The sequence below is a fragment of the Janthinobacterium sp. BJB301 genome (assembly GCF_002735685.1).
GTDB classification, from domain to species: Bacteria; Pseudomonadota; Gammaproteobacteria; order Burkholderiales; family Burkholderiaceae_D; genus Janthinobacterium; species Janthinobacterium lividum.
Genome location: NZ_PDZJ01000001.1, coordinates 2,139,921 through 2,160,828 on the forward strand (window position 1 = coordinate 2,139,921; position 20,908 = coordinate 2,160,828).

Sequence of the window (20,908 nt, forward strand, 5' to 3'; positions counted from 1 at the left end):
TACAGGCTCATCTTCGTCATCGGTTCAATAAAGTCCAGCTCACGCCGCAGGCGGCGGCCAGCACGCCGGCGCCAGCCAGCCATGGCCACGGCTTGCGCCAAAAGCGGCGCGGCTTGCTGGCCAGGGTATCGCTGGCGGCCAGCGCCACGTGGCGGCCGCTCACCTGCTGCCGGCCTTCGCCATACGCCACCATCAGCGCCTTGTGCGCCATGATGTTGATCAGGCGCGGGATGCCGCCAGACGCCTGGTACAGCTTGCCCACGCCGCCACGGCTGAACAGGCGCGCGCCATCAAAGCCAGCCACGCGCAGGCGGTGCGCCACATAGAAATCCACGTCGTCGCGCGACAACGGACCCAGGTGGTAGTGAAAGGTGATGCGCTGCGCCAGCTGGCGGATTTCCGGCAGGGCCAGCTTGACGTCCAGTTCCGGCTGGCCGAACAGCACGATCTGCAGCAGCTTGCGCTTTTCCGTTTCTAGGTTCGTCAGCAATCGCAGCGCTTCGAGGCTGTCGACGGGTATCGCCTGCGCTTCGTCCAGGCACAGCAGCACGCGCTTGCCCTGCGCCGCCAGGTTGAGCAGGCGCAAGTTGAGGGATTTGAGCAATTGATGCTGATCAGCATCTTTTTCCAGCAATACATCGAGGTCGTCGGCCAGCGCCAGGATCAGCGAACGGGGCGGCAAGTTCGGATTCGGGATGTAGGCCGTGACGAAGTCCGGCCCCAGCGATTGCATGAACTTGCGGCAAAGAAAAGTCTTGCCGGTGCCCACTTCGCCAGTGATCTTGATGAAGCCCTCTCCGTTGCGCGCCGCCACCAGCAGGGTGTTGAGCGCCTTTTGCGACTGCGGGCCGTTGAAAAAGAAACTGGTATCGGGCGTGAGGCCGAACGGCGCCTCGCGCAAGCCGAAATGGGCCTGGTACATTTAGCGCCGCTCCGACGGACGGCGCGGGTCGAGCGCCTCGATGCGCTTGCCCGAATCGAGCAAGTCCTCATTCCAGCTATTGGCGCCATCGACGATGGTCGGCTTGATCAGCACCACCAGCTCGCGCTTCTGGATTACCTGCCCCGTATTGCGGAACAGCGCGCCCAGCACGGGAATATCTCCCGCGCCCGGCACTTGCGAGCGGTCCGCCGTGGTGGCCTGGCGCATCAGGCCGCCGATGGCGACGATGCGGCCATCCTGGCTGCGCACCATGCTGTCCATCTCGGATGTGTTCGATGCGGCCAGCGGCAGTTTCAGCGAACCGGCGCTGCCCAGGTCGATTTCCTTGCTGATGGTCGACACCTGGCTGACGGATGGGTGCACGTGCAGGATGATGTTGCCATCCGCATCGATCTGCGGCGTCACGTCCAGCACCACGCCGGAAAAGAACGGTTGCAAGGTCACGTTGGGGCTGGTGGTGGCGCCGCTGGCCGTCGTATTCGTGGTGGTCGACACGCCCGTCACGTAAAACTCGTCCGTGCCGATCTTCAGCACGGCCTTCTGGTTATTCATGGTGGCGATGCGCGGGCTCGACAGCACATGCACGGAGCCTTGCGATTCCAGGAAGGAAATCATGGCCGCGAAATTGGCCGTCTGGAAAGCCAGGCCGAACATGGAACCGGCCGAATTCGCCGCCGAACTGAGGCCAAAGCCGCTGCTGGCCGTCAAGCCGCTGCCATTCGTCATGTTGGGCGGCTGGCCGCCATTGAACGGCAGCGGCGCCAGGGTGCCGCCCGGCTGGATGAAACCCGTCGAAATGCGGTTCGTATGGCCGCTCTTGATCGAGGCAAACGAGGCCCAGTTGATGCCCGTCTGCGTGTTGTCGTTGAGTTCGACTTCGAGGATTTTCGCTTCCAGGATCACCTGGCGGTCGACGGACAGTTGCGTGGCCTTCAAATACATGTCGACATTGCGCAGCTCTTCCGGCATGGCGCGGATGACGATCACGCCCGACTGCGGGCTGAGTACCACTTGCCGCCCGCCTTCGGCGCTGCCGACGATGGCTTCCAGCGCCGCCTTCAATTCCGGCCAGAAATCCGCCGTGGACGAAGTCGTCAGGTTGCTGCTGTCCAGCGTACGGCCGCCCTGACCGCCATTCGTTTGCTGGCTCTGCTCGTTGTTGTTGCCCTGATTGTTATTGCCGCCATTTCCGCTGTTGCCCGAGCCGCCGGAATTGGTCGAACCGACCGACCCCACCGACGTCGACGAAACGCGCAGGTTGGAACTGCCGCGGCGCGCGCCCGTCAGGTAATTGACGTGGAACAAACGCGTCTGCATGGTCAGGGGCTTGATGTAGATCTGCGTGCCCTCGACCTTGTAATCGTAGCCATACAGTTCGCGCACGGCGTCGAGCGCCTGGAACAAGGTCACGTCCTTCAGATTGGCGGAAATCGTGCCGCCGATGTCGGGATGGACCAGCATGTTGTAGCGCGTGCCGGCCACGATGGAGGTGAAGAACTGGCGCGCCGGCACATTGTTGAACGCCACATTGAAGCGCTCGTCGAGCGCCGCGCGGGCCTTTGGCAATTGCTGGGCCAGGGCCGCCACGGGCGGCAGCAGCGCCGCTTCCACGGCGTCCGGCTGAGCCGCTGGCGCCGTGGTGGCCGCCGCGCCCTTGACGGCATCGGTGATCGCATTATAGGTGTCGCGCTTGACGGGCGCGACGTTGCAGCCGCCCAGGCCCAGGCTGACGCTGATGACAGCCGCCATCGTACTGATCTTGAACATGCTCGCCTTGTGTTGATTGAGTTGCTTGGCCACTTCTTCTACTCCTGCTTGCGGTCGGTCTTGCGACCGGTCTTATTGTCGGTCTTGCTGCTCGGATACAGCTTGAAGGTTTCCAGTGATTTTCCACGCCGCAACACGACGGCCGTGTCGTGGATTTCCGTCACCATGGCATCGCCCACCTTGCCGCCGACCTTGACTGTCTGGCCATCGATGACGGCCAGGCGGCGTCCGCCCGGCTGGGTTGAGATGAGCACCGATTGCAGCTGCGGCCGGGCCGCGACGACGGGCGCGGCGTTGGCCGGCGCCCACAGGGCCGCCGGCGGGCGCGTCGGGTCGTCCAGCGCCTGTGCCTGCGCGCCCGGCCATGCCAGGCTCAGCGCCAGGAAAGGCGCCCGCAGTGCGGGAGCTAAGGTCAAAGTGCGATCCATGTATCGTCCATGCTGAGGGTATGTAAGGTCAGGGTCAGGGTGGCGCCCGGGTAGCTGGCAGAATCGAGGTGGGCGGCGCCCCAGAAGACGCGCGTCGGCATCGCTTGCAGCGCCTGCATGTACTGCACCATGTCGGCATAGCTGCCTTGCAGCACCACTTCCACGCCATGCTGGTGCAGCAAGGGTGCCGGGCTCGGTGCCTTGGCAGCGGCATCGACGTTCGCTGCATCGGCCTGGCGCACACCCACGGCGCTGGCGGGCAAGGTTTTCAGCGACACCACGCGCAATCCGGCGTGTCGGCGCAGCAAGTGCTCGAGCAAGGTGACCATGCGCTCGGGCGCCACCAGGCCATGCTGCTGCTCGCGCAGCGCCTGCGCCAGCGACGCCGTTTCCGCCTGCAAAGCCACCAGGCGCGTGCGCGCTTCCTGGTCGGGATCGGTGGCGTGGGCGAGCATGGTCAGCTCGATTTCCTTGTTCGTCGCGGTCAACAGGCTTTGTTTTTGTGCAATGCTCGCTTCCAGCGCGGCGCGTTTCGCCAACAGGGGATTGAAGCTCATGAAATAAAACACGAACAGGACGGCGGCCGCAGCGGCACCGAACACCATCAGCCGCTCGCGCAGGCTGAGGGCGTCAAAGGCGGTGGCCCATTTCTTCAGCAAGGGCAGCATCAGTGTGTTCCTCCGGCAACAGGTTTTGCCGGCGTGGCGGCACGATCCGCAGATTGCAGGCTGAACGCGATATAAGGCAGGCCAGGCGTCTTGCCCTCAGCCACGGCCGGCTGCTCGGGCTGGCCGATGTCGAGGCTGGCGAAGGTCTTGCCTCGCAGTACTTCCTGCTGGCCCAGGCGCGTGATGTAGGCGGGCAGCAGCGACGCATGCAAGGCGCGGCCCTGCAAGCCGAAATCATTGCCGGCGCCGGCGATATCCACGCCCGTCAGCCATACGCCCTCGACCCTGGCCTGCGCCAGCGCGCGGAAATAGCCGGCATAGCCGCGGGTATTGCCCAGCTTGCCGCTTTCCAGCACGTTTGACGCATCCTGCAGCAACTGGCGCTGTGCCTCGACGGCCGCCAGTTCCTGCGCCAGGGCCGGGTCTTTCTTGCGTGGAGGATAATCGCGCAGAATCTGGTCGCGCTTCGCCTCGCCTTGCGCCAGCGCCGCCTTGACGCCCGCTTCGCGCTGCGCCAGGCCGGTCAAAGCTTGCTGGGCCAGCACGCCCACGGCCAGCAGCGCCAGCGCCAGGCCGCCCAGGCCCAGGCTGGCCGTGCGCGCCGACATATGGTGTTTTTTCAGTTCAAACTGGGGATTGAACAGATTGATCTGCTGGCTCATGCGCCCTTCCCTTCGTGCCTGCCCGGGTGCAGGCCAACCTCGCGCAAGCCTGCGCCGATGGCCAGGAAATAGCGCGCCTGCATGGCGGGGTCGCGCAGCTCGGGGGCCTGCGACAAGTCCAGCACCGTGGCCAGGTCCAGCTGCTCGACGGGCATGTAGAGATTGTCGGCAAGATATGCGTGCAAGCCATCGGCCGCGCCCGTCATCAGCATCAATCGGGACAGCGAAATGAAATGGAACTGGCGGTCGAAGTGGTCGAAGGAGCGCTGCAGTTCCAAGGTGACGCGGTCGTAGTACTGGCTGGCGTCGGGCGACTGCAATTGCGTCACAGTCACGTCGATGCGGCGCGCCTGGTACAGTTCGCCATTGAAACTCATGGTCAGCAAGCCGCCGTCGCCATCGAAAGACAGCACGGCGATGCCGCGTCCCGGTGTTTCCAGCAAGGTGGCGATATTACGCTGCGCCATCTCGGGGATATCGATCACGGACAGGCCGATCTTGCATTCCGCGTATAGCGCCTGGCGGCGCGACACGGCGCTGTTGCGCGCGGCGACGGCAAACACGCTGCTGCCCCGCTGGGTGCCGTTCGGGTCGCCGGGGATGTCGAACACGTCGATGGTGGCCTCGGCCAGGGGAAAGTCCAGCATGTCTTTCAAACGCCAGCCCACGGCCGTCTTCAGCTCCTCGCGCGGCACGGCCGGCGCTTCCAGCGACAGCAGCTGGTACTCGCCACCGGCCAGCACGCTGGTGCAGTGGCGCGCTGCCGCCTGCAGCTCCTTGCCCAGTTTTTCCAGCACCTCGGCCGGCGCAGGCCGCGCGGCCGCCTGGTAACTGGCGCCCCGCACGCGCGGCATGCCGCCGGCGGGACGTTCGACAACGACAGCGCTGACGCCTTCGCGGCCAAACGCCGTGGCCAGCCAGCCATCGTACTTCTTTGCTCTTGCGAATAAACCCATGCGAACTATCCAGTGTAAGTGCCTGCCCGATCTTGTCGCGCAGATAATGCATCCAGCCAATTTTAATTCATGAAGCCAACTTTATTGTGTAAAAACAATAAATTAGCGATCTTTTTTTCACCTAGTTGACCTTACTGCGACAACACGGCTTGCAGGCGGCGCTGGACATAATCGGCGTTATTGCCCGCATTCGGACAGCCGGCGGCTCCTGGCTGGTTGCAAGCCGTGGCCGTGATGGTCCAGCTGGTCAAGGTGCCGGGCCCCGTGGCCGTGCTGCATTGCACGGTGACGCTGAACGCCGACAGCGTCGTGCCGGCCGGCAAGCTGAACGTGGTGGCGCCGAGACATGCCGCGCCAGTGGTCAGGCCCGCGCTGATCTGTTTCTGCAAACCCCATTCGAGACCGGCGCGGGCGGCCTGTTCGGCGCGCACGCCCTGCACGTCCATGGCCGATTCCGTCTGCTGGAAGGTGGAGATATTCACCATCACGGCCGCCAGCGCGGCCAGCACCACCAGCAGAAAAATGGCCGTGACGAGGCTGAAACCGCGCATGCGGCGCGCGCGGTGGCGCAGCAAATGCGTCATGGCGTATTCCTCGCCTGCACCTGTTGCACCAGGCGCAGCACGCCCGTATTGCTGTTCGCCGCGCCCAGGCTCAGGCTGATATTCACCAAGCCCCGCTGCACATTGGCCAGCACGGTGTAGCTGAAGGCGCACCCCGTTACCTGGCGCGCCAGCAGTGCGCCGTCCTTCAAGTCCGCCGCAACCGGCTGGGTGGCCTGGATGGCATAGCCCGCGTAACGGGTCAAGGTGCCGGTCGCCAGATCGCACGCATAGGTCACGGGCGTCGACACCACCTGGAAACGGTTCGACGGCGACGGCAGCGGCGCCGGCGCCGTCGCGAAAGGATAGCTGCCAAGCGTGACGACATTGCCGGCCACGCCCGTCACTGCCGCGCGGTTGCAGCCGTTTGCCGGACTGCACGCATATGCATTGTTCGGCGCGTAAGCTCCGCCCAGGTTGTAGACGACGATCTGGTCGCCCACCTGGATCGCCTGGCGCGCGCCCAGCGCATTGGCGGGCATGGCGCCGACGACGCTAAAGCTGCCCGGAACGCCGAGGGCGGGAGACGTCTCGAAGCTCAGCACACTGCCCAGTCCCGACGGGTCGCTGTCGCTCAGGTAGCGTCCGCCCGTCTTGGTCAGCAGCAATTCCAGGAACAGGCCGTTGTTCGACACGCGCACGCTGTTGGGCAGGGCGAGGCGCACGTCGCGCGTCAGGCGCCGCGCCGCCGTATCGGCCGTGTCGGCCAGCGCCGCGCGCGCCGCGACATCCATATAGCCCTGCACGGGCACGCGGATGAAGACGGCGACCATGGTGCCGATGATGCCCGTGATGACGATCACGATGACCATCTCGACGAGGGTAAAGCCGCGCGCAAGGCGCCTGGCGTCAAAAAAATTTTTCATGGGATACTGTTCGGCGCATAGCGCACGCGATAGCCGTCGAGCACGATCTGCTGGTCGGCATACGGCACCGTCACCTGGATACGCAGACCTTCCGTGGCGGGCAAGCCGTTCAGGGCTGCCTGGGTGATCACCACAGAGGCAACGTATTCCTGGGGGGAACCTGCAGCCCAGACGGCGCCCTGCGCATCCGTCTTGTAATTCGTGGCCGTGCCATACGCGCTCACGTAATCGTTGACGTTGTCGAAAGGCCGCGTCACGCCGCCTGGCTCTTGTCCGGCCACTTCCGGGATGGCGCAGCCGGCCGGGCTGGTGGCCGTTTGCGCGGCAGGGTCTTGCGGATCGCAATACGTGAAACGCGCCAGCTGGATTTCTTCCAGCATGCCTTCGGCAATTGCCAGCGCCTGCTTGCGCAGCTGCGGGTCGGCGCTGTGCTTTGTCGTCAGGCTCATCACGCCCAGGATGGCGGCCGAGGCCAGGCCGACGATGACGATGAACAGCACCAGTTCGATCAGGGTCACGCCGCGTTCACGCCGGCGCCGCTGGCTAATGGACATAGCCCGTCTCCCCTTCGACCGTGACGACGCGCTCCGTGCCGTCGCCCTGGATGCTGATTTTCAGCCGCGCCGGGAAATCCGATGGCGCCGGGAATACATCGTCCTGCGCATACGGTTTGCCCAGCGCATCGAAATAAAAGCTGGGCTCGCCTGTCACATCGGTGGACAGGGCAACGCCGGACGGACGGCCTTCGCACAGCCAATTGCTCCGCGGGCAATACTGCTGCGTTTCCTTGCTGCCGCTGTTCGTGCCCGTGGGCGGCACCACCTTCTGGTCAGCGCTGCAACCGGCATCGAAGCACAGCGCCACGCTGTTGGCATCGATGTGCACAAACACGGCACGGTTTTGCGCCACCGCCAGCTTTTGCCCATAGCGCACGATATTCGTCACCTGGTCGGCAAAACTGCGCGCGTCAAAAGTGTCGCGCTGGAAAAACCGGTTGACGGCAAACGTCGCCAGCAAGCCCGCCAGCACCAGCACGGCCACCAGCTCGATCAAGGTGAAGCCGCGCGCAGCCGTACGCCGCAGGGAGCGTGGCGGCCCTGCTTGGCGATGCGGATGCGGAAAGTCTGTCGGTGGCTGCTGCAATGGATGGCCCGTAAAAAAGCCCAACGGGCTGGCGCCTGGGGTTGGGCTGGTGGTGCGCAAGGAAGGCCGGACGTGGCCTGACTTTCCTTGCAGAGTCTACAACTATTACTTGCAGGTATCCACGGTTGCCGCGACCGTGATGGTCGGCGCGTCGCCTGCCTTGGTCGGAGCAACATAGGAAACCGAGCAGCCCGAGCGCGTACCATCGGGTGTCACGACACCACCCGAGAACTTGTAATCAGGGTCGGTCAGGCCTGCGGCCACGATGATGGTATCAACAGTTGGATAGCCATAAATACCTGCGATGTCCTTGCCTTCCATCTTCGCGCTAGTAACACCTGAAGCATCGGCAACCGCGCCGCCGACCAGCCACTGCGCATGGTACAGCGCCGCACCCGCCTTGATGGCGCCAGCAGCCGCCTGCATCTTTGCCACGCGCGCATCGGTCGACATGTCGATAAATTTAGGAATCGCCGTCGCGGCCAGGATGCCGAGGATGACGATGACGACGATCAATTCGATCAGGGTAAAACCTGCCTGGGCGCCGCTTTTCATACTACGTAAAGACTTGTTCATTCTTGCTTTCTCCAAAATCAAATAAAAAAACTTCAAAACCAACGCCATGAAACTGTCGCTGCACCGGACCAGGAAGCGCGTCAGTTTGCTGCCGATTCCGGCGCTTTCCACACCACGATATCGGGCTCCTGGGCGAGCTTGTCAAGATCGGCGTCTGCACCCGGCAAGGTTACCTTAAATTTCACTGCATCAACCCCTGTAGTGGGAAAAATATTGCCTTTACTAAACAAATAGATGATTTTTTGATCTTTTTTGTCGTACAACCAATTCCCTGTTGGTAATTTTGCAAGGTCCGCCTGCACGAACTCGCCCAGGTAGTTGGCCGGCTTGTCGGCCAGCCAGTCGAACGGGTTTTGCCGCGCCAGCGCCGGCATCCTGTCGCGCCGGTCCGCCAGATACAACTGCAGCACCTGCACCCGCAAACTGGTGCGCAAGACGCCGAGCATCTGCGCCACGGCCACCTGCTGCGCCTGTTGCTGGTAATAGCTGACCCGGTTCAGGAATACCGCCATCAGGATGGCAAACACGCCCGCCACCACCGCCAGTTCGAACAGGGTGAAACCGCGCTGGCGGAGCGGTTTTCTCATCAGTGCAGGGCCGCCCGGCCCAGGTCCCAGATCGGCAGGAAGATGCCCAGCGCCAGCACCAGCACCATGGCGCCGAGGAAGACGATCAGTATCGGCTCGATCTGCGCCGACAGGGTCTTCAGCTCGTAATCGACCTCGCGCTCGTACATGTCGGCGATCTCGTCCATCAGGTCGTCGAGCGAACCGGATTCCTCGCCCACGGCGATCATCTGCAGAACCACGGGCGTAAACACGCCGGCCGCCACCGAGGTGCGCAGGATGCTTTCGCCCCGCTCGACGCCGTCGCGCATCTGCTCCACGCGCGCGCTCAGATACGTGTTGTCGACCGTTTGCGATACCACCGTCAGGGCCTGCACGATGGGCACGCCGCTGGTGCTCGACAGGGCAAAACTGCGCGCGAAGCGGGCCATCGTGCCTTTCAGGATGATCTTGCCGGCGATCGGCAGGCGCAGCTTGGCGCGGTCCCATTTATACAGACCCTCTTTCGTGCGCAGCCAGGCGCGCCAGCCGAAAAAGCCACCCACGCCCAGCATCAGCAAGATGGGCCAGTACGTCACCGTAAAGCGCGAGGTGCCGATCAGGATGCGCGTCATCAAGGGCAGTTCCGCATGGAAACTGGCGAACACCTTCTCGAACTGGGGAATGACGAAGATATTCACCACCACCATGGCGGCCAGCATGGCAAAGACGACGAAGGTCGGGTAGCGCGTCGCCGTTTTCACGCGCGCACGCATGTCGCGGTCGAATTCCAGGTGGTCGAACAGGCGCAGGAATACTTCATCGAGGCGCCCCGTCATTTCGCCCACGCGCACCATCGACAGATAAAACGGCGTGAAGATGGCGGGATGGCGCGCCATGGCGGCCGACAGTTCGCGGCCCGCGTCGAGCGACTCGCGCACATCCTTGATGATGCGCCCGAACGCGGGACTGATGGCAGACTCCTGCAAGCCGGCCAGGCCGCGCATGATGGGCACGCCCGCCTTGAGCAGGGTGTACAGCTGGCGGCTGAACAGCTGCACATCCATGGGGGTGACTTTTTTCTCGGTCAGCCTGGCCCACCAGCCCAGCTGGTTGGCGCCGGCCTTCGTCACCGTCTGCCTGGTGGCGCTGATGTCGACGGGCGTGCTGCCGCCCGCCATCAACTGGTCGGCCACGGCGCCGCTGTCGGCGCCTTCCATCACGCCGGTCAGCAGTTCGCCACTGGCGCTGCGCGCCTTGTAGGAGAAAAACGGCACCTCAATCCTCGCTCTGGTTGCTGATGCGCATCGCTTCCATCACCGTCGTACGGCCCTGCACCACCAGCTGCACGGCGTGGCGGCGCAGGGTTTCGCCCGCCATCTGCGCCGTCGCCACCTTCATGAAGTGCGAAGGATCGGCATGGTTGGCGGCGTCGGCCACGGCGCGCGTGATTTCCAGCAATTCGTACACGCCCGTGCGGCCCCGGTACCCCATGCCGTTGCAATGCGAGCAGCCCTTGCCGTGGAAATACTGGTTGCGCTCGACCAGCTCGCCCAGTTCCAGGCGCAGCCATTCGTATTCGTTCGGCGTGGGCGCGTACGGCGTGCTGCAGCTTTCGCAGATCACGCGCACCAGGCGCTGCGCCAGCACGGCTTGCAGCGAGCTGCCCACCATGTAGCGGGGCACGCCCATGTCCATCAGGCGCAGCGGCGTGCTGATGGCGTCGTTGGTATGCAGGGTCGACAGCACCAAGTGACCCGTCATGGCGGCGCGCAAGCCGATCTGCGCCGTCTCCTGGTCGCGCATCTCGCCCACCAGCACGATGTCGGGATCCTGCCGCAAGGCCGAACGCAGCACGCGCGCGAAGTTCAGCTCGATCTTGTCGTTGACTTGCACCTGGTTAATGCCGGGCAAGCGGTACTCGACGGGGTCTTCCACCGTGATGAGCTTTTTTTCCACGGAATTGAGCTCGGACAAGGCGCAGTACAAAGTCGTCGTCTTGCCGCTGCCGGTCGGCCCCGTCACCAGCACGAGGCCGTTCGGACGGCTGACGATGGCGCGGAACTGCGCCACCAGCGCAGGCGGCATGCCGATGGCGTCCAGGCGCAAGGTCGTGCCGCCCTGATTCAGCAAGCGCATCACCACCGATTCGCCGTACTGCGTCGGCATGGTGGAAATACGCACGTCGATGCGCTGGTTTTTCACGCGGATGGCGAAGCGGCCATCCTGCGGCAGGCGTTTTTCGGAAATGTCGAGGTCCGACATCAGCTTCAGGCGCAGCGCCAGCGAACTGGCGATCTTGCTGTCCGCTTCCGTCTGCAGGTGCAGCACGCCGTCGATGCGGAAGCGGATCTGCAGCCGGCCTTCCTGCGGCTCGATGTGGATGTCCGAGGCGCGCACCTGCGTGGCATCCTCGAACACGGATTGCAGCAGCTTGACGATGGGCGCCTCTTCCAGGCCCGGATTGGCGGCCAGTGCGCCGAAGTCGACGGAAACGTCGCCCAGGTCCTGCTCCAGCTCGCGCGTCAGGGTGGAGATATCTTCCGTACGGCGATAGATGCGGTCGATGGCGGCCAGCACTTCCGTTTCATTGACGACAGCGAGCTCGATATGGCGCTTGACCAGACGCGAGATTTCATCGTACGCAAACAGGTCGGTCGGATCGGACATGCCGACCAGCAAGCCTTCGCGGCGGTCTTCCAGCACCAGCGCGCGGAAGCGCCGCGCCTGGGTTTCCGGCAGCAGCCGCACCAGTTCGGGATTGATGTTGAAAAACTTCAGATTGATGTAGGGAATGTCGAGCTGGCGCGCCAGCGCGCCAGAAATCTGCTCTTCCGTGACGAAGCCGTGCTCGACAAAAACACGGCCCAGCTTGCGTCCCGAACGCTTCTGTTCCGTCAAGGCTTGGCCCAACTGTTCTTCCGTCAGCAATTTCTGCTGCACCAAAATTTCACCGAGCCGGACTTTCTCTGGCCTTGCCATGCTTGCTCCTCGACAAATTCTTCAGACGCTGCACGCCAGCGGCGCGCGGGAGTATTTTATTCCAGAACCTGTTGTTTCTTAAAGAAAATATATTCCATCGTTTGATTTTTGCGCATTTCAACACTCTGCAAGGAAACACTTGCCGCCCACCTGCGCCCATGGCAATAATGGGGGTCATTCCCCGTCTTGCTGCCGACTATTACCCCTATGAACGCCTGCGCCATCGAGTTCCACAACGTGCATCTGCAATTGGCGGGCAGCGCCGTGCTGCGCGGCGTCGATCTGCAGGTGCGCGCGGGGGAACTGTTCGGCCTGGTCGGCGTGAATGGCGCGGGCAAGACTTCCCTGCTGAAATGCCTGCTCGACTTTTGCATGCCGGAGCGGGGCGAGATCGCCATTTTCGGCCAGGCGCACCGCCACGGCGCGGCGCGCCAGCCCCTGTGTTTTCTGCCGGAACGTTTCCAGGCGCCGTATTACCTGACGGGCGGCGACTTCCTGCGCTACCTGGCGCGCCTGCATAATGTGCGCCCCGATGCGCACGCCGAGCAGCAAGCCCTGGACGCGCTGGACCTGGCGCCGGACGCCTTGCTGCGCCCCGCGCGCGATTATTCGAAAGGCATGATGCAGAAACTGGGGCTGGCCGCCTGCTTGCTGTCGGGCAAGCCGCAACTGGTGCTGGACGAACCGATGAGCGGACTCGATCCAAAGGCGCGCGCACAGTTCAAGCAAGTGCTGCGGCAAGCGCGCGCGCAGGGCCGCGGCGCGCTGCTCACCTCGCATGCGCTGGCCGACGTGGAAGAATTGTGCGACCGCATGGCCATCCTGCATGCGGGCCGCATCGTATTTACGGGCACGCCAGCCGAATGCCGCGCACGGCATGGCGGCGTGACCGACGCCAGCCTGGAACAGGCTTTCCTCAATTGCATCGCGGCATGAACGCCCCGCTCTCCGCGCCGCCCGGACGGCCTTACGCCCCCTCCCCGCACGGCATGTATCTGCGCCATTTCGACTTGCGCACGGCACCGTTCGGCATCACGCCGGACCCGGCCTTCTTTTACGCGGGCAATACCCGGGGCGAACTGCTCGATGCGCTGCTGTATGCCGTCACGCAAGGCGAAGGCATCATCAAGCTGACGGGCGAAGTGGGCAGCGGCAAGACCATGCTGTGCCGCATGCTGGCCGAACGCCTGCCGCCCCAGGTCGACGTGCTGTATCTGCTCAATCCCCGCCTGGAACCGGATGACGTCCTGCACGCCATCGCCGCCGAGCTGGGCCTGGCGCTGGACGGATGCCGCGCCGACGCCGTGCTGCACGCCCTGCACGGCGAGCTGATCGCCCGGCATGCGGCGGGACGCCAGGTGGTGCTGCTGGCAGAGGAGGCGCAAGCCATGCCGGGCGCCACCCTGGAAGCGCTGCGCCTGCTGACGAATTTGGAAACGGCCAGCCACAAGCTGCTGCAGATCGTCCTGTTTGGCCAGCCGGAATTGCAGCAGACGCTGGACTTGCCCCAGTACCGCCAATTGAAGGAACGCATCACCCACAGTTTCACCGTGCCGCGCCTGCCGAAGTCCTTGCTGGACGACTACCTGGCATGCCGCCTGGCCGCCGCCGGCCGCACGGCGCCGCTGCTCTTCACGCCAGCCGCGCTGCGCCAGCTGGCGCGCGCCGCGCAGGGCATCGTGCGCAGGGTCAATATCCTGGCCGACAAGTCCTTGCTGGCCGCGTTTGCGGACGATGCGCAGGACATCAGCGCGCGCCACGTGCGCCTGGCCATTGCCGACAGCCCCTTCCACCGTCCGCCCTGGCATGCGGGCAAGCTGCTGGCGGGCGTCTTGAGCGCGCTGATGCTGCTGCTGGCCTTTGCTCTGCTGTGGCAATGGCTGACGAGCAACCAGGATCAGATGCGCCGCACCGCGCCCGCCGACGCAGCCGCAAGCGCGCTCCAGGCAACCGTTGCGCGCACGCCGCCGCCATTGCAGCCCACGCTGCTCGACAGCAAGCTGGCCGAATCGCGCGACTGGCTGGCAAAGCAAAGGCCGCAGCAACTGGTGCTGCAAATTGCCAGCCTGCCCGCCACCGAAAAGGCCGCGGCGGAAAGCTTCCTGCAGCAGGCGCAGCAAGCCATCGGCCTGCACGACCTCCACGTGTTTCGTCTGTCTGACGCAGCCCCCTCAAACGCCGCCGCGCGCCTGGTCATCGCCTACGGCAGCTTCGCCGACCGGGCCAGCGCCGAAGCCGTGTGGGCCAGGCTGGCGCCCACGTCGCCGCAGAAAATATTGCTGAGAGACATAGATAGTATCCGCACGGAAATGAAAGCCGCAGCGCCGCCACAAACAAGGCGTGGCGCCCCCTGACTTTATTTCGGTATATTGCCTCCCGGGCACGCACAGCGATTGCTTTTAGGCGATCATGCTGGGTAAAATTACAAAAGCACAACACGACTTCAAGGGCGAACTTTTCATGAATCAACACCCTATTCCTGTGCTGGCCTCCTGGGTCGCCCTCGCCTGCAGCACCATGCTGTCCGGCTGCGCCACGCATCAAACGCCGCTGTCGCCTGTCCACATCAATGCCGCGCCCCTCCCGGCCGGCGTCATTCCCGAACCTGTGCAGCAAAGCAGCGCACTGGCAGCGCCCCTGCCGGCGCCCAAAATGGAAACCTACAGCGTCACCGTGCACAAGGTGCCCGTGCAATCGCTGCTGTTTGCCCTGGCGCGCGACGCGGGCATGAATATCGATATCCACCCGCAGATCGAAGGCAGCGTCACCCTGAATGCGCTGAACCAGACCCTGCCGCAACTGCTGGCGCGCATCGGCAAGCAAGTCGACATGCGCTACGAAATCGATGGCAAGAACCTGACGGTGTTGCCCGACGCGCCCGTATGGCGCAATTACAAGGTCGATTACGTCAACATGGCGCGCAGCACCAACAGCAGCGTGAATATCGCCACGCAAATTTCCACGGCAGGCGGCGGGTCGAACAATGCCAGCAACCCCGTTGGCAACACGCAGGGCAGTGGCGGCAGCGGCAATAACAATTCGACCACCCTGGTCGTGAATCGTTCGGAAAATAATTTCTGGTACAGCCTGGAAAAGAATATCCGCGACCTGCTGCGCGAAACCACGCTCAACGACGTGCAGGTGGACCCGCTGGCGCAGCTGAACCAGCAATTGACGACCATGCCCGGCCAGCCAGGGCAGCAAGGACAGCAGCAGAACCAGGCCGGCAACGTCCCTGCCGCCGGTGCGACTGGCCAGTACGGCGCCCAGCCGCCGATGCAGTATGGCAACCAGAATGGCAATCCGAATGGAAGTCAATCTGCTCCGGGCCAGCAGGGGACCAGCCAGAACGCCACGCCTGGCCAGCCGCTGGACGCGAACGGCATGCCGCTGTTAAAACTGGCCAACAAGGGCAGCCCCTCGTCCGTCGTCGTGAATGTGGAAGGCGGCTTGATCGCCGTGCGGGCCACGGGGCGCCAGCATGAAAAGATCGCGGAATTCCTCGACGCCGTGTTGCACAGCGCCAAGCGGCAAGTGCTGATCGAGGCAACCATCATTGAAGTGCGCCTGAGCAATGAATACCAGCAAGGCATCAACTGGGCGCGCCTGACGGGCAGCCTGCAGCTGCGCCAGGGACAAGTGGGCACGGCGGCCCTGTCCAGCGGCGTCACGCCGAACGCCACGCCCGGCATCTTCCTGCTCAATTATCTGAAAGACAGTTTTTCCACCACCATCCAGCTGCTCGAATCGTTCGGCAAGGTGAAAGTGCTGTCCAGTCCGAAGATCAGCGTACTGAACAATCAAACGGCCATGCTGAAAGTGGTCGACAACAATGTCTTCTTTACCATCAAGGTGACGCCTGCCGTGATCAGCTCGACAGGCACCATCACCACGCCGGCCACCTATGAGTCGAAACTGGAAACGGTGCCCGTCGGCTTCGTCATGAGCGTCACGCCGCAGATTTCCGACAGCGATGAAGTCACCCTGAACGTGCGCCCCACCATCACGCGCATCGTGGGCTATGTGCAAGACCCGAATCCGGCCCTCGCCAGCGTGATCAGCCGCGTGCCCGTGATCCAGGCGCGCGAGCTGGAATCGATCATGAAAGTGGGCAATGGCCAGATCGCCGTGATGGGCGGCCTGATGCAGGATTCCGTCGACAACGCCAAGGATGGCGTGCCTGGCCTGTCCAGCCTGCCAATCGTGGGCAATCTGTTTACCTATCGCAATGAGGCAAGCAGCAAGACGGAGCTGGTGATCTTCATGCGCCCCGTGGTGGTCAAGGATGCCAGCGTCGAGGGCGATTACCGCGACTACCGCTACCTGCTGCCCGGCCAGACGCCGCTCAACAGCCAGCCATACACGGATGGCCCGCCGGCGCCGGCCGTCCGGCCGCAGGCGCGCCTGCAGGGAGACTTCCCATGAGTTTGCTGATGCAGGCGCTCAAGAAGGCCGAGCGCGCCAAACAGAACAGCCTTTCCGACGAGGAGCTGGAAAAGCCGTCCGAAGCCTACGACCAGGTACTGGAACTGGCGCCGGCCGACGCCCTGCCGCCCCGTCCCGCGCCAGCGCCAGCGCCATCGACCGTGCAGCCGCCAAGCACCTTGCGCCTGGAACCGCTGGCGGACGCGCCCGCGCCGCAACCGGCGCAGAATGCGGCCCAGCCAGATCCACAGCCAGCTGCGCAGCAAGGCGCGCAGCCAAGTCCGCAGCAGCCCCCTCGCCCCGAACCGCCGCAGGCCAGGCCACGCGCCAGCCGCAGCAATCCGCCGGCGAAAGGCCCCACGGGCCCCATCAGCGTCGATCCGGCCACCGTGCGCCTGGCCGTGCTGCTGGCGATATTGCTGGTGGTGGCAGGTTCCATGGGATATTGGTACTGGCGCGCCAGCACCAGCCCCGGCGCGGGCGCCAACCTGCCCGGCGTGCCCATGCCGCTGACGGACGCTCCGGGCACAACCGGCGTTGCCGGTCCCGTGCTGGTGCTGCCGGCAACGGGTGCCGCGCCGCCCGAGGCCATGACGCCCGCCGCACTGCCGCCAGACTATCCGCGCGACACGCGCCAGCAAACAGGTGCTGCGGAGCAGCAGGCGATGATACAGGCGGCGGCCCAGGCCGCCGTGGCGGCGCAGCTGGCGCAGATGGCACCGCCCGCACCGCCCAGCCTGCCGCCCGTGGCGGCGCCCGACAATAGCCAGATCCAGGTGCAGCGCAGTGTCGCCGCGCCGCAAATCAACCCCGGCGTGCAGCAAGCCTACCAAGCCTTCAACGGGGGCCAGCTGGGCTCTGCTCGTCAGCAATATGAAACCGTGTTGCAGCAGGATGCCACCAACCGCGACGCGCTGCTGGGTCTGGCTGCCGTGGCCTTGCGCGAGCACCAGGGCGCGCAGGCGGCGGCGCTGTACGTGCGTTTACTGGAAATCAATCCCGACGATGGCGAGGCGCTGGCCGGCCTGATCGGGCTGCGCCAGGGCGACGTGGCGCTCAGCGAGGCAAAATTGAAAGCCATCCTGGCGCGCAGCCCCGACAGCGCCCCCGTGCTGTTTGCATTGGGCAATGTGTACGCCAAGCAGCGCCGCTGGAACGAAGCGCAACAGCAATTTTTCCGCGCCTACGGCGCCGCGCCCGGCAATCCCGACTATGCGTTCAACCTGGCCGTGGGCCTGGACCGGCTGAACCAGCCCCGGCTGGCCGCCACGTATTACCAGCGCGCCCTGACCCTGGCGCAAACGACGCCCGCCGCCTTCGACCAGGCCGTCGTGCAAACGCGTTTGCGCGAACTGGCGTCCCCCGCGGCAGCGGCCGAGCCGGCCATCATCACACCCCGTCAGGAATAAGCATCACATGGCAGAACAGGCAAAACTTCCCCTCGGCAAGCTGCTGATCCAGAAAGGCGTGATCAGCGAAGACCAGCTGCGCATCGCCCTGATCGAGCAGCGGCGCAGCAGCGAACCGCTGGGCAAGCTGCTGATCACCCTGGGTTTTGTGACGGAAGCCACCGTGCGCGAGGCCCTCAGCGAAAACCTGAAACAGGTCAGCGCGGATCTGTCCAGCCTGGTGGTCGACGCCATCGCCCTGAAACTGATCCCAAAGGATGTGGCCAAGCGCTACCGCGTGTTTCCCATCGTGTATGAACGGCAGGCGGACAACCTGATCCTGGCCATGGCCGACACGAGCAACATCGTGGCGCTCGACCAGATCAGCGCCATGCTGGTCAAGGGCATCACGATTTCCACCGTACTCGTCAACGAATCGGACATTTCGCGCGCCATCGACCAGTACTATGGTTTCGAGCTGTCGATCGACGGCATCCTGCACGAAATCGAAACGGGCGAAGTCAGCTATCAAAGCATGGCCTCGCCATCGGACGAGTACAGCCAGCCCATGGCGCGCCTGATCGATGCGCTGCTGGCCGATGCCGTGCAGAACGGCGCCTCGGACATCCATTTCGAGCCGGAACAGTCGTTCCTGCGCATCCGCTACCGCATCGACGGCATCCTGCGGCAAATCCGCAGCCTGCACAAATCGTACTGGCCGGCCATGGCCGTGCGCCTGAAGGTGATGTCGAACATGAATATCGCCGAGGCGCGCGCGCCGCAGGATGGCCGCATCAGCATCAAGTTTTCCGGGCGGCAAATCGACTTCCGCGCCTCGGCGCAGCCCACCACGCATGGCGAAAACGTCGTGCTGCGCGTGCTGGACCGGCAAAAAGGCATCGTCCCGCTGGACGCCCTGGGCCTGGCCGACGCGGAACTGAACTTGCTGAAACTGATGATTGCGCGCCCCGACGGCGTGATCCTCGTGACGGGCCCGACGGGCAGCGGCAAGACCACCACCCTGTATTCGATACTCAACCATATCAATACGGAAAGCGTCAACATCATGACCCTGGAGGACCCGGTCGAGTATCCGATGAACATGATACGCCAGACCTCCGTCAACGAATCCGTCAAGCTGGGCTTTGCCGACGGCATCCGCTCGATGATGCGGCAAGACCCGGACATCATCCTGGTGGGCGAGATCCGCGACCGCGAAACGGCGGAAATGGCCTTTGCGGCCGCCATGACGGGCCACCAGGTGTATTCCACCCTTCATACGAGCTCGGCCATCGGTTCCGTCGCGCGCCTGCTCGACATCGGCATCCTGCCCGACATCATGGCCGGCAACATCATCGGCATCGTGGCGCAGCGCCTGGTGCGGCGTTTGTGTCCGCATTGCAAGGAAACCGTCATTGCCGACAACGTCGAGCGCCGCCTGCTGGGCCTGGCCACGGATGAGGCGCCCGTCTCCATCTGCCGCGCCGTGGGCTGCGAGCGCTGCGCGCATCAGGGCTACAAGGGCCGCCTGGCAATCATGGAAATCCTCAAGATGACGGCCGAACTCGATGAGTTGACGGCGCGTCGCGCCAGCAGCCGCGAACTGAAGAACGCGGCGCGCGCGGCCGGCTTCAAGGGCATCGTCGACGACGGCATGCGCCGCGTGCTCGAAGGCGTGACCACACTGGAAGAAGTGGGCCGCGTGGTCGACCTGACGGAAAGGCTGGCCTGATGGCGCAATATGTCTACCGCGCCATGGATGCCAGCGGCGCATTGATTCCCGGCAGCATGGAGGCGGCCAACGTGCCGGACCTGGAAGCGCGCCTGCACCGCATGCAGCTCGACTTGATCGACTGCAAGATCACGGGCCAGTACCTGGTGTTGCTGGGCAAGCGGATCATCCACCGCCGCGACCTGATTAATTTCTGCTTCCACATGGAGCAATTGACGGGCGCGGGCGTGCCCATCCTGGAAGGCTTGAACGACTTGCGCGAAAGCACGGACCACCCGCGCCTGCGCGAAGTCGTCACGGATCTGATCGAAAGCATCGAGGGCGGCTTGCCCCTGTCGGGCGCACTGGCCCAGCATGGCGACATCTTCGACGCCACATTCACCAGCCTGATCCTGGCGGGCGAACAGAGCGGCAGGATCGCCGACGTGTTCAAGAACCTGTCGGAAAGTTTGAAATGGCAGGACGAGCTGGCCTCGCAGACGCGCAAGATTGTCATGTACCCCGTCATCGTGGCCATCGTCGTGGCGGCCGTGACGTTTTTCCTGATGATCTATCTGGTGCCCCAGCTGACGGCATTCATTCGCAACATGGGCGGCGAGCTGCCTCTGCATACGCGCGTGCTGATCTTTGTCTCGAATGTGTTCATCGATTACTGGTATCTGCTGCTGGCCTTGCCCGTGCTGCTGTTTTTCGGCCTGCGCGCGCTCATCCGCCGCAGCGAGGCGGCCCGTTATGCGTGGGATGGCTTGAAGCTACGGCTGTGGCTGGTCGGCCCCGTGCTGCACAAGATCATCCTGGCCCGCTTCGCCACGTTTTTTGCCCTGATGTATGCCTCCGGCATCACGATACTCGAATGCATCCGCCTGTCCGAAGGCATCGCCGGCAACCAGGTGGTAGCGGCCGGCCTGCGCCGCGCCGCACAGCTGATCGGCGAGGGTTACGGCGTGACCGCCGCCTTCCAGCACACGGGGATCTTCCCGCCGCTGGTGATCCGCATGCTGAAGGTGGGCGAGGCAACGGGTTCGCTGGACACGGCCTTGCGCAATGTCAGCTACTTTTACAACCGCGAAGTGAAGGAATTGATTGAAAAAGTGCAAGCCATGATCGAGCCGGCCATGACGGTCATCCTGGGCTTGCTGCTGGGCTGGATCATGCTGTCGGTACTGGGGCCGATCTACGACACCATCAGCACGATCAAAACTTGAGATTCGAGACCTGAGGCCGC

20 protein-coding genes are annotated in these 20,908 nt (G+C 64.0%); 6 read left to right on the plus strand and 14 right to left on the minus strand.

Features of this window, described 5'->3' with window-relative positions:
- Nucleotides 1–16 precede the first annotated feature (16 nt).
- The 14 genes from CSQ91_RS09385 to CSQ91_RS09450 form a co-directional block, all read right to left on the minus strand.
- Nucleotides 17–922 (minus strand): ExeA family protein, encoded by a 906-nt coding sequence (locus CSQ91_RS09385; RefSeq protein WP_034781117.1) that lies wholly within the window; start codon nucleotides 920–922, stop codon nucleotides 17–19.
- Nucleotides 923–2,710 (minus strand): pilus (MSHA type) biogenesis protein MshL, encoded by a 1,788-nt coding sequence (mshL, locus tag CSQ91_RS09390; RefSeq protein ID WP_099388637.1) that lies wholly within the window; start codon nucleotides 2,708–2,710, stop codon nucleotides 923–925. It lies immediately after the preceding gene.
- 38 nt (nucleotides 2,711–2,748) lie between these two features.
- Complete coding sequence (locus CSQ91_RS09395) at nucleotides 2,749–3,138, minus strand: MSHA biogenesis protein MshK (protein ID WP_099388074.1); 390 nt, start codon at nucleotides 3,136–3,138, stop codon at nucleotides 2,749–2,751.
- Nucleotides 3,123–3,806 (minus strand): type II secretion system protein GspM, encoded by a 684-nt coding sequence (gspM, locus tag CSQ91_RS09400; RefSeq protein WP_099388075.1) that lies wholly within the window; start codon nucleotides 3,804–3,806, stop codon nucleotides 3,123–3,125. The genes CSQ91_RS09395 and gspM overlap by 16 nt, the downstream gene beginning before the upstream one ends.
- Complete coding sequence (locus tag CSQ91_RS09405) at nucleotides 3,806–4,468, minus strand: MSHA biogenesis protein MshA (RefSeq protein ID WP_099388076.1); 663 nt, start codon at nucleotides 4,466–4,468, stop codon at nucleotides 3,806–3,808. The genes gspM and CSQ91_RS09405 overlap by 1 nt, the downstream gene beginning before the upstream one ends.
- Nucleotides 4,465–5,424, minus strand: coding sequence for an agglutinin biogenesis protein MshI (locus CSQ91_RS09410; protein WP_099388077.1), 960 nt, complete (start codon nucleotides 5,422–5,424; stop codon nucleotides 4,465–4,467). Before CSQ91_RS09410 ends, CSQ91_RS09405 begins: the two co-directional genes overlap by 4 nt.
- A gap of 131 nt (nucleotides 5,425–5,555) precedes the next feature.
- Nucleotides 5,556–6,008 (minus strand): hypothetical protein, encoded by a 453-nt coding sequence (locus CSQ91_RS09415; protein WP_070256806.1) that lies wholly within the window; start codon nucleotides 6,006–6,008, stop codon nucleotides 5,556–5,558.
- The gene (locus tag CSQ91_RS09420; RefSeq protein ID WP_099388078.1) at nucleotides 6,005–6,892 is read right to left on the minus strand and encodes a prepilin-type N-terminal cleavage/methylation domain-containing protein; all 888 of its coding nucleotides are present in this window, start codon (nucleotides 6,890–6,892) and stop codon (nucleotides 6,005–6,007) included. Before CSQ91_RS09420 ends, CSQ91_RS09415 begins: the two co-directional genes overlap by 4 nt.
- The gene (locus CSQ91_RS09425; protein WP_099388079.1) at nucleotides 6,889–7,446 is read right to left on the minus strand and encodes a type IV pilus modification PilV family protein; all 558 of its coding nucleotides are present in this window, start codon (nucleotides 7,444–7,446) and stop codon (nucleotides 6,889–6,891) included. The genes CSQ91_RS09420 and CSQ91_RS09425 overlap by 4 nt, the downstream gene beginning before the upstream one ends.
- Nucleotides 7,436–8,035 carry a prepilin-type N-terminal cleavage/methylation domain-containing protein gene (locus CSQ91_RS09430; protein ID WP_099388638.1) on the minus strand — a complete coding sequence of 200 codons (600 nt, stop codon included), beginning with the start codon at nucleotides 8,033–8,035 and terminating at the stop codon, nucleotides 7,436–7,438. Before CSQ91_RS09430 ends, CSQ91_RS09425 begins: the two co-directional genes overlap by 11 nt.
- A 105-nt stretch (nucleotides 8,036–8,140) precedes the next feature.
- Nucleotides 8,141–8,722 carry a type II secretion system protein gene (locus tag CSQ91_RS29355; protein WP_306508612.1) on the minus strand — a complete coding sequence of 194 codons (582 nt, stop codon included), beginning with the start codon at nucleotides 8,720–8,722 and terminating at the stop codon, nucleotides 8,141–8,143.
- The gene (locus tag CSQ91_RS09440; RefSeq protein ID WP_099388081.1) at nucleotides 8,692–9,198 is read right to left on the minus strand and encodes a type II secretion system protein; all 507 of its coding nucleotides are present in this window, start codon (nucleotides 9,196–9,198) and stop codon (nucleotides 8,692–8,694) included. The genes CSQ91_RS29355 and CSQ91_RS09440 overlap by 31 nt, the downstream gene beginning before the upstream one ends.
- Nucleotides 9,198–10,433, minus strand: a complete 1,236-nt coding sequence (locus tag CSQ91_RS09445; RefSeq protein ID WP_034781100.1) for a type II secretion system F family protein — start codon at nucleotides 10,431–10,433, stop codon at nucleotides 9,198–9,200. Before CSQ91_RS09445 ends, CSQ91_RS09440 begins: the two co-directional genes overlap by 1 nt.
- 1 nt (nucleotide 10,434) lies before the next feature.
- Nucleotides 10,435–12,138 carry a GspE/PulE family protein gene (locus tag CSQ91_RS09450; RefSeq protein ID WP_034781098.1) on the minus strand — a complete coding sequence of 568 codons (1,704 nt, stop codon included), beginning with the start codon at nucleotides 12,136–12,138 and terminating at the stop codon, nucleotides 10,435–10,437.
- A gap of 207 nt (nucleotides 12,139–12,345) precedes the next feature.
- Here CSQ91_RS09450 and CSQ91_RS09455 point away from each other — a divergent pair, with 207 nt between their 5' ends.
- The 6 genes from CSQ91_RS09455 to CSQ91_RS09480 all read left to right on the plus strand — a co-directional run bounded on the left by CSQ91_RS09455 (nucleotide 12,346) and on the right by CSQ91_RS09480 (nucleotide 20,888).
- Nucleotides 12,346–13,074, plus strand: a complete 729-nt coding sequence (locus tag CSQ91_RS09455; protein WP_099388082.1) for an ABC transporter ATP-binding protein — start codon at nucleotides 12,346–12,348, stop codon at nucleotides 13,072–13,074.
- Entirely contained in the window at nucleotides 13,071–14,492 is a 1,422-nt protein-coding gene (locus CSQ91_RS09460; RefSeq protein ID WP_257217272.1) for an ExeA family protein, read from the plus strand. The genes CSQ91_RS09455 and CSQ91_RS09460 overlap by 4 nt, the downstream gene beginning before the upstream one ends.
- Nucleotides 14,493–14,598: 106 nt before the next feature.
- Complete coding sequence (locus CSQ91_RS09465; protein WP_099388639.1) at nucleotides 14,599–16,563, plus strand: secretin N-terminal domain-containing protein; 1,965 nt, start codon at nucleotides 14,599–14,601, stop codon at nucleotides 16,561–16,563.
- The gene (locus CSQ91_RS09470; protein ID WP_099388084.1) at nucleotides 16,560–17,972 is read left to right on the plus strand and encodes a tetratricopeptide repeat protein; all 1,413 of its coding nucleotides are present in this window, start codon (nucleotides 16,560–16,562) and stop codon (nucleotides 17,970–17,972) included. The genes CSQ91_RS09465 and CSQ91_RS09470 overlap by 4 nt, the downstream gene beginning before the upstream one ends.
- Nucleotides 17,973–17,979: 7 nt before the next feature.
- Nucleotides 17,980–19,683 (plus strand): GspE/PulE family protein, encoded by a 1,704-nt coding sequence (locus tag CSQ91_RS09475; RefSeq protein WP_099388085.1) that lies wholly within the window; start codon nucleotides 17,980–17,982, stop codon nucleotides 19,681–19,683.
- The gene (locus CSQ91_RS09480; RefSeq protein ID WP_070256783.1) at nucleotides 19,683–20,888 is read left to right on the plus strand and encodes a type II secretion system F family protein; all 1,206 of its coding nucleotides are present in this window, start codon (nucleotides 19,683–19,685) and stop codon (nucleotides 20,886–20,888) included. Before CSQ91_RS09475 ends, CSQ91_RS09480 begins: the two co-directional genes overlap by 1 nt.
- Nucleotides 20,889–20,908: the final 20 nt, after the last annotated feature.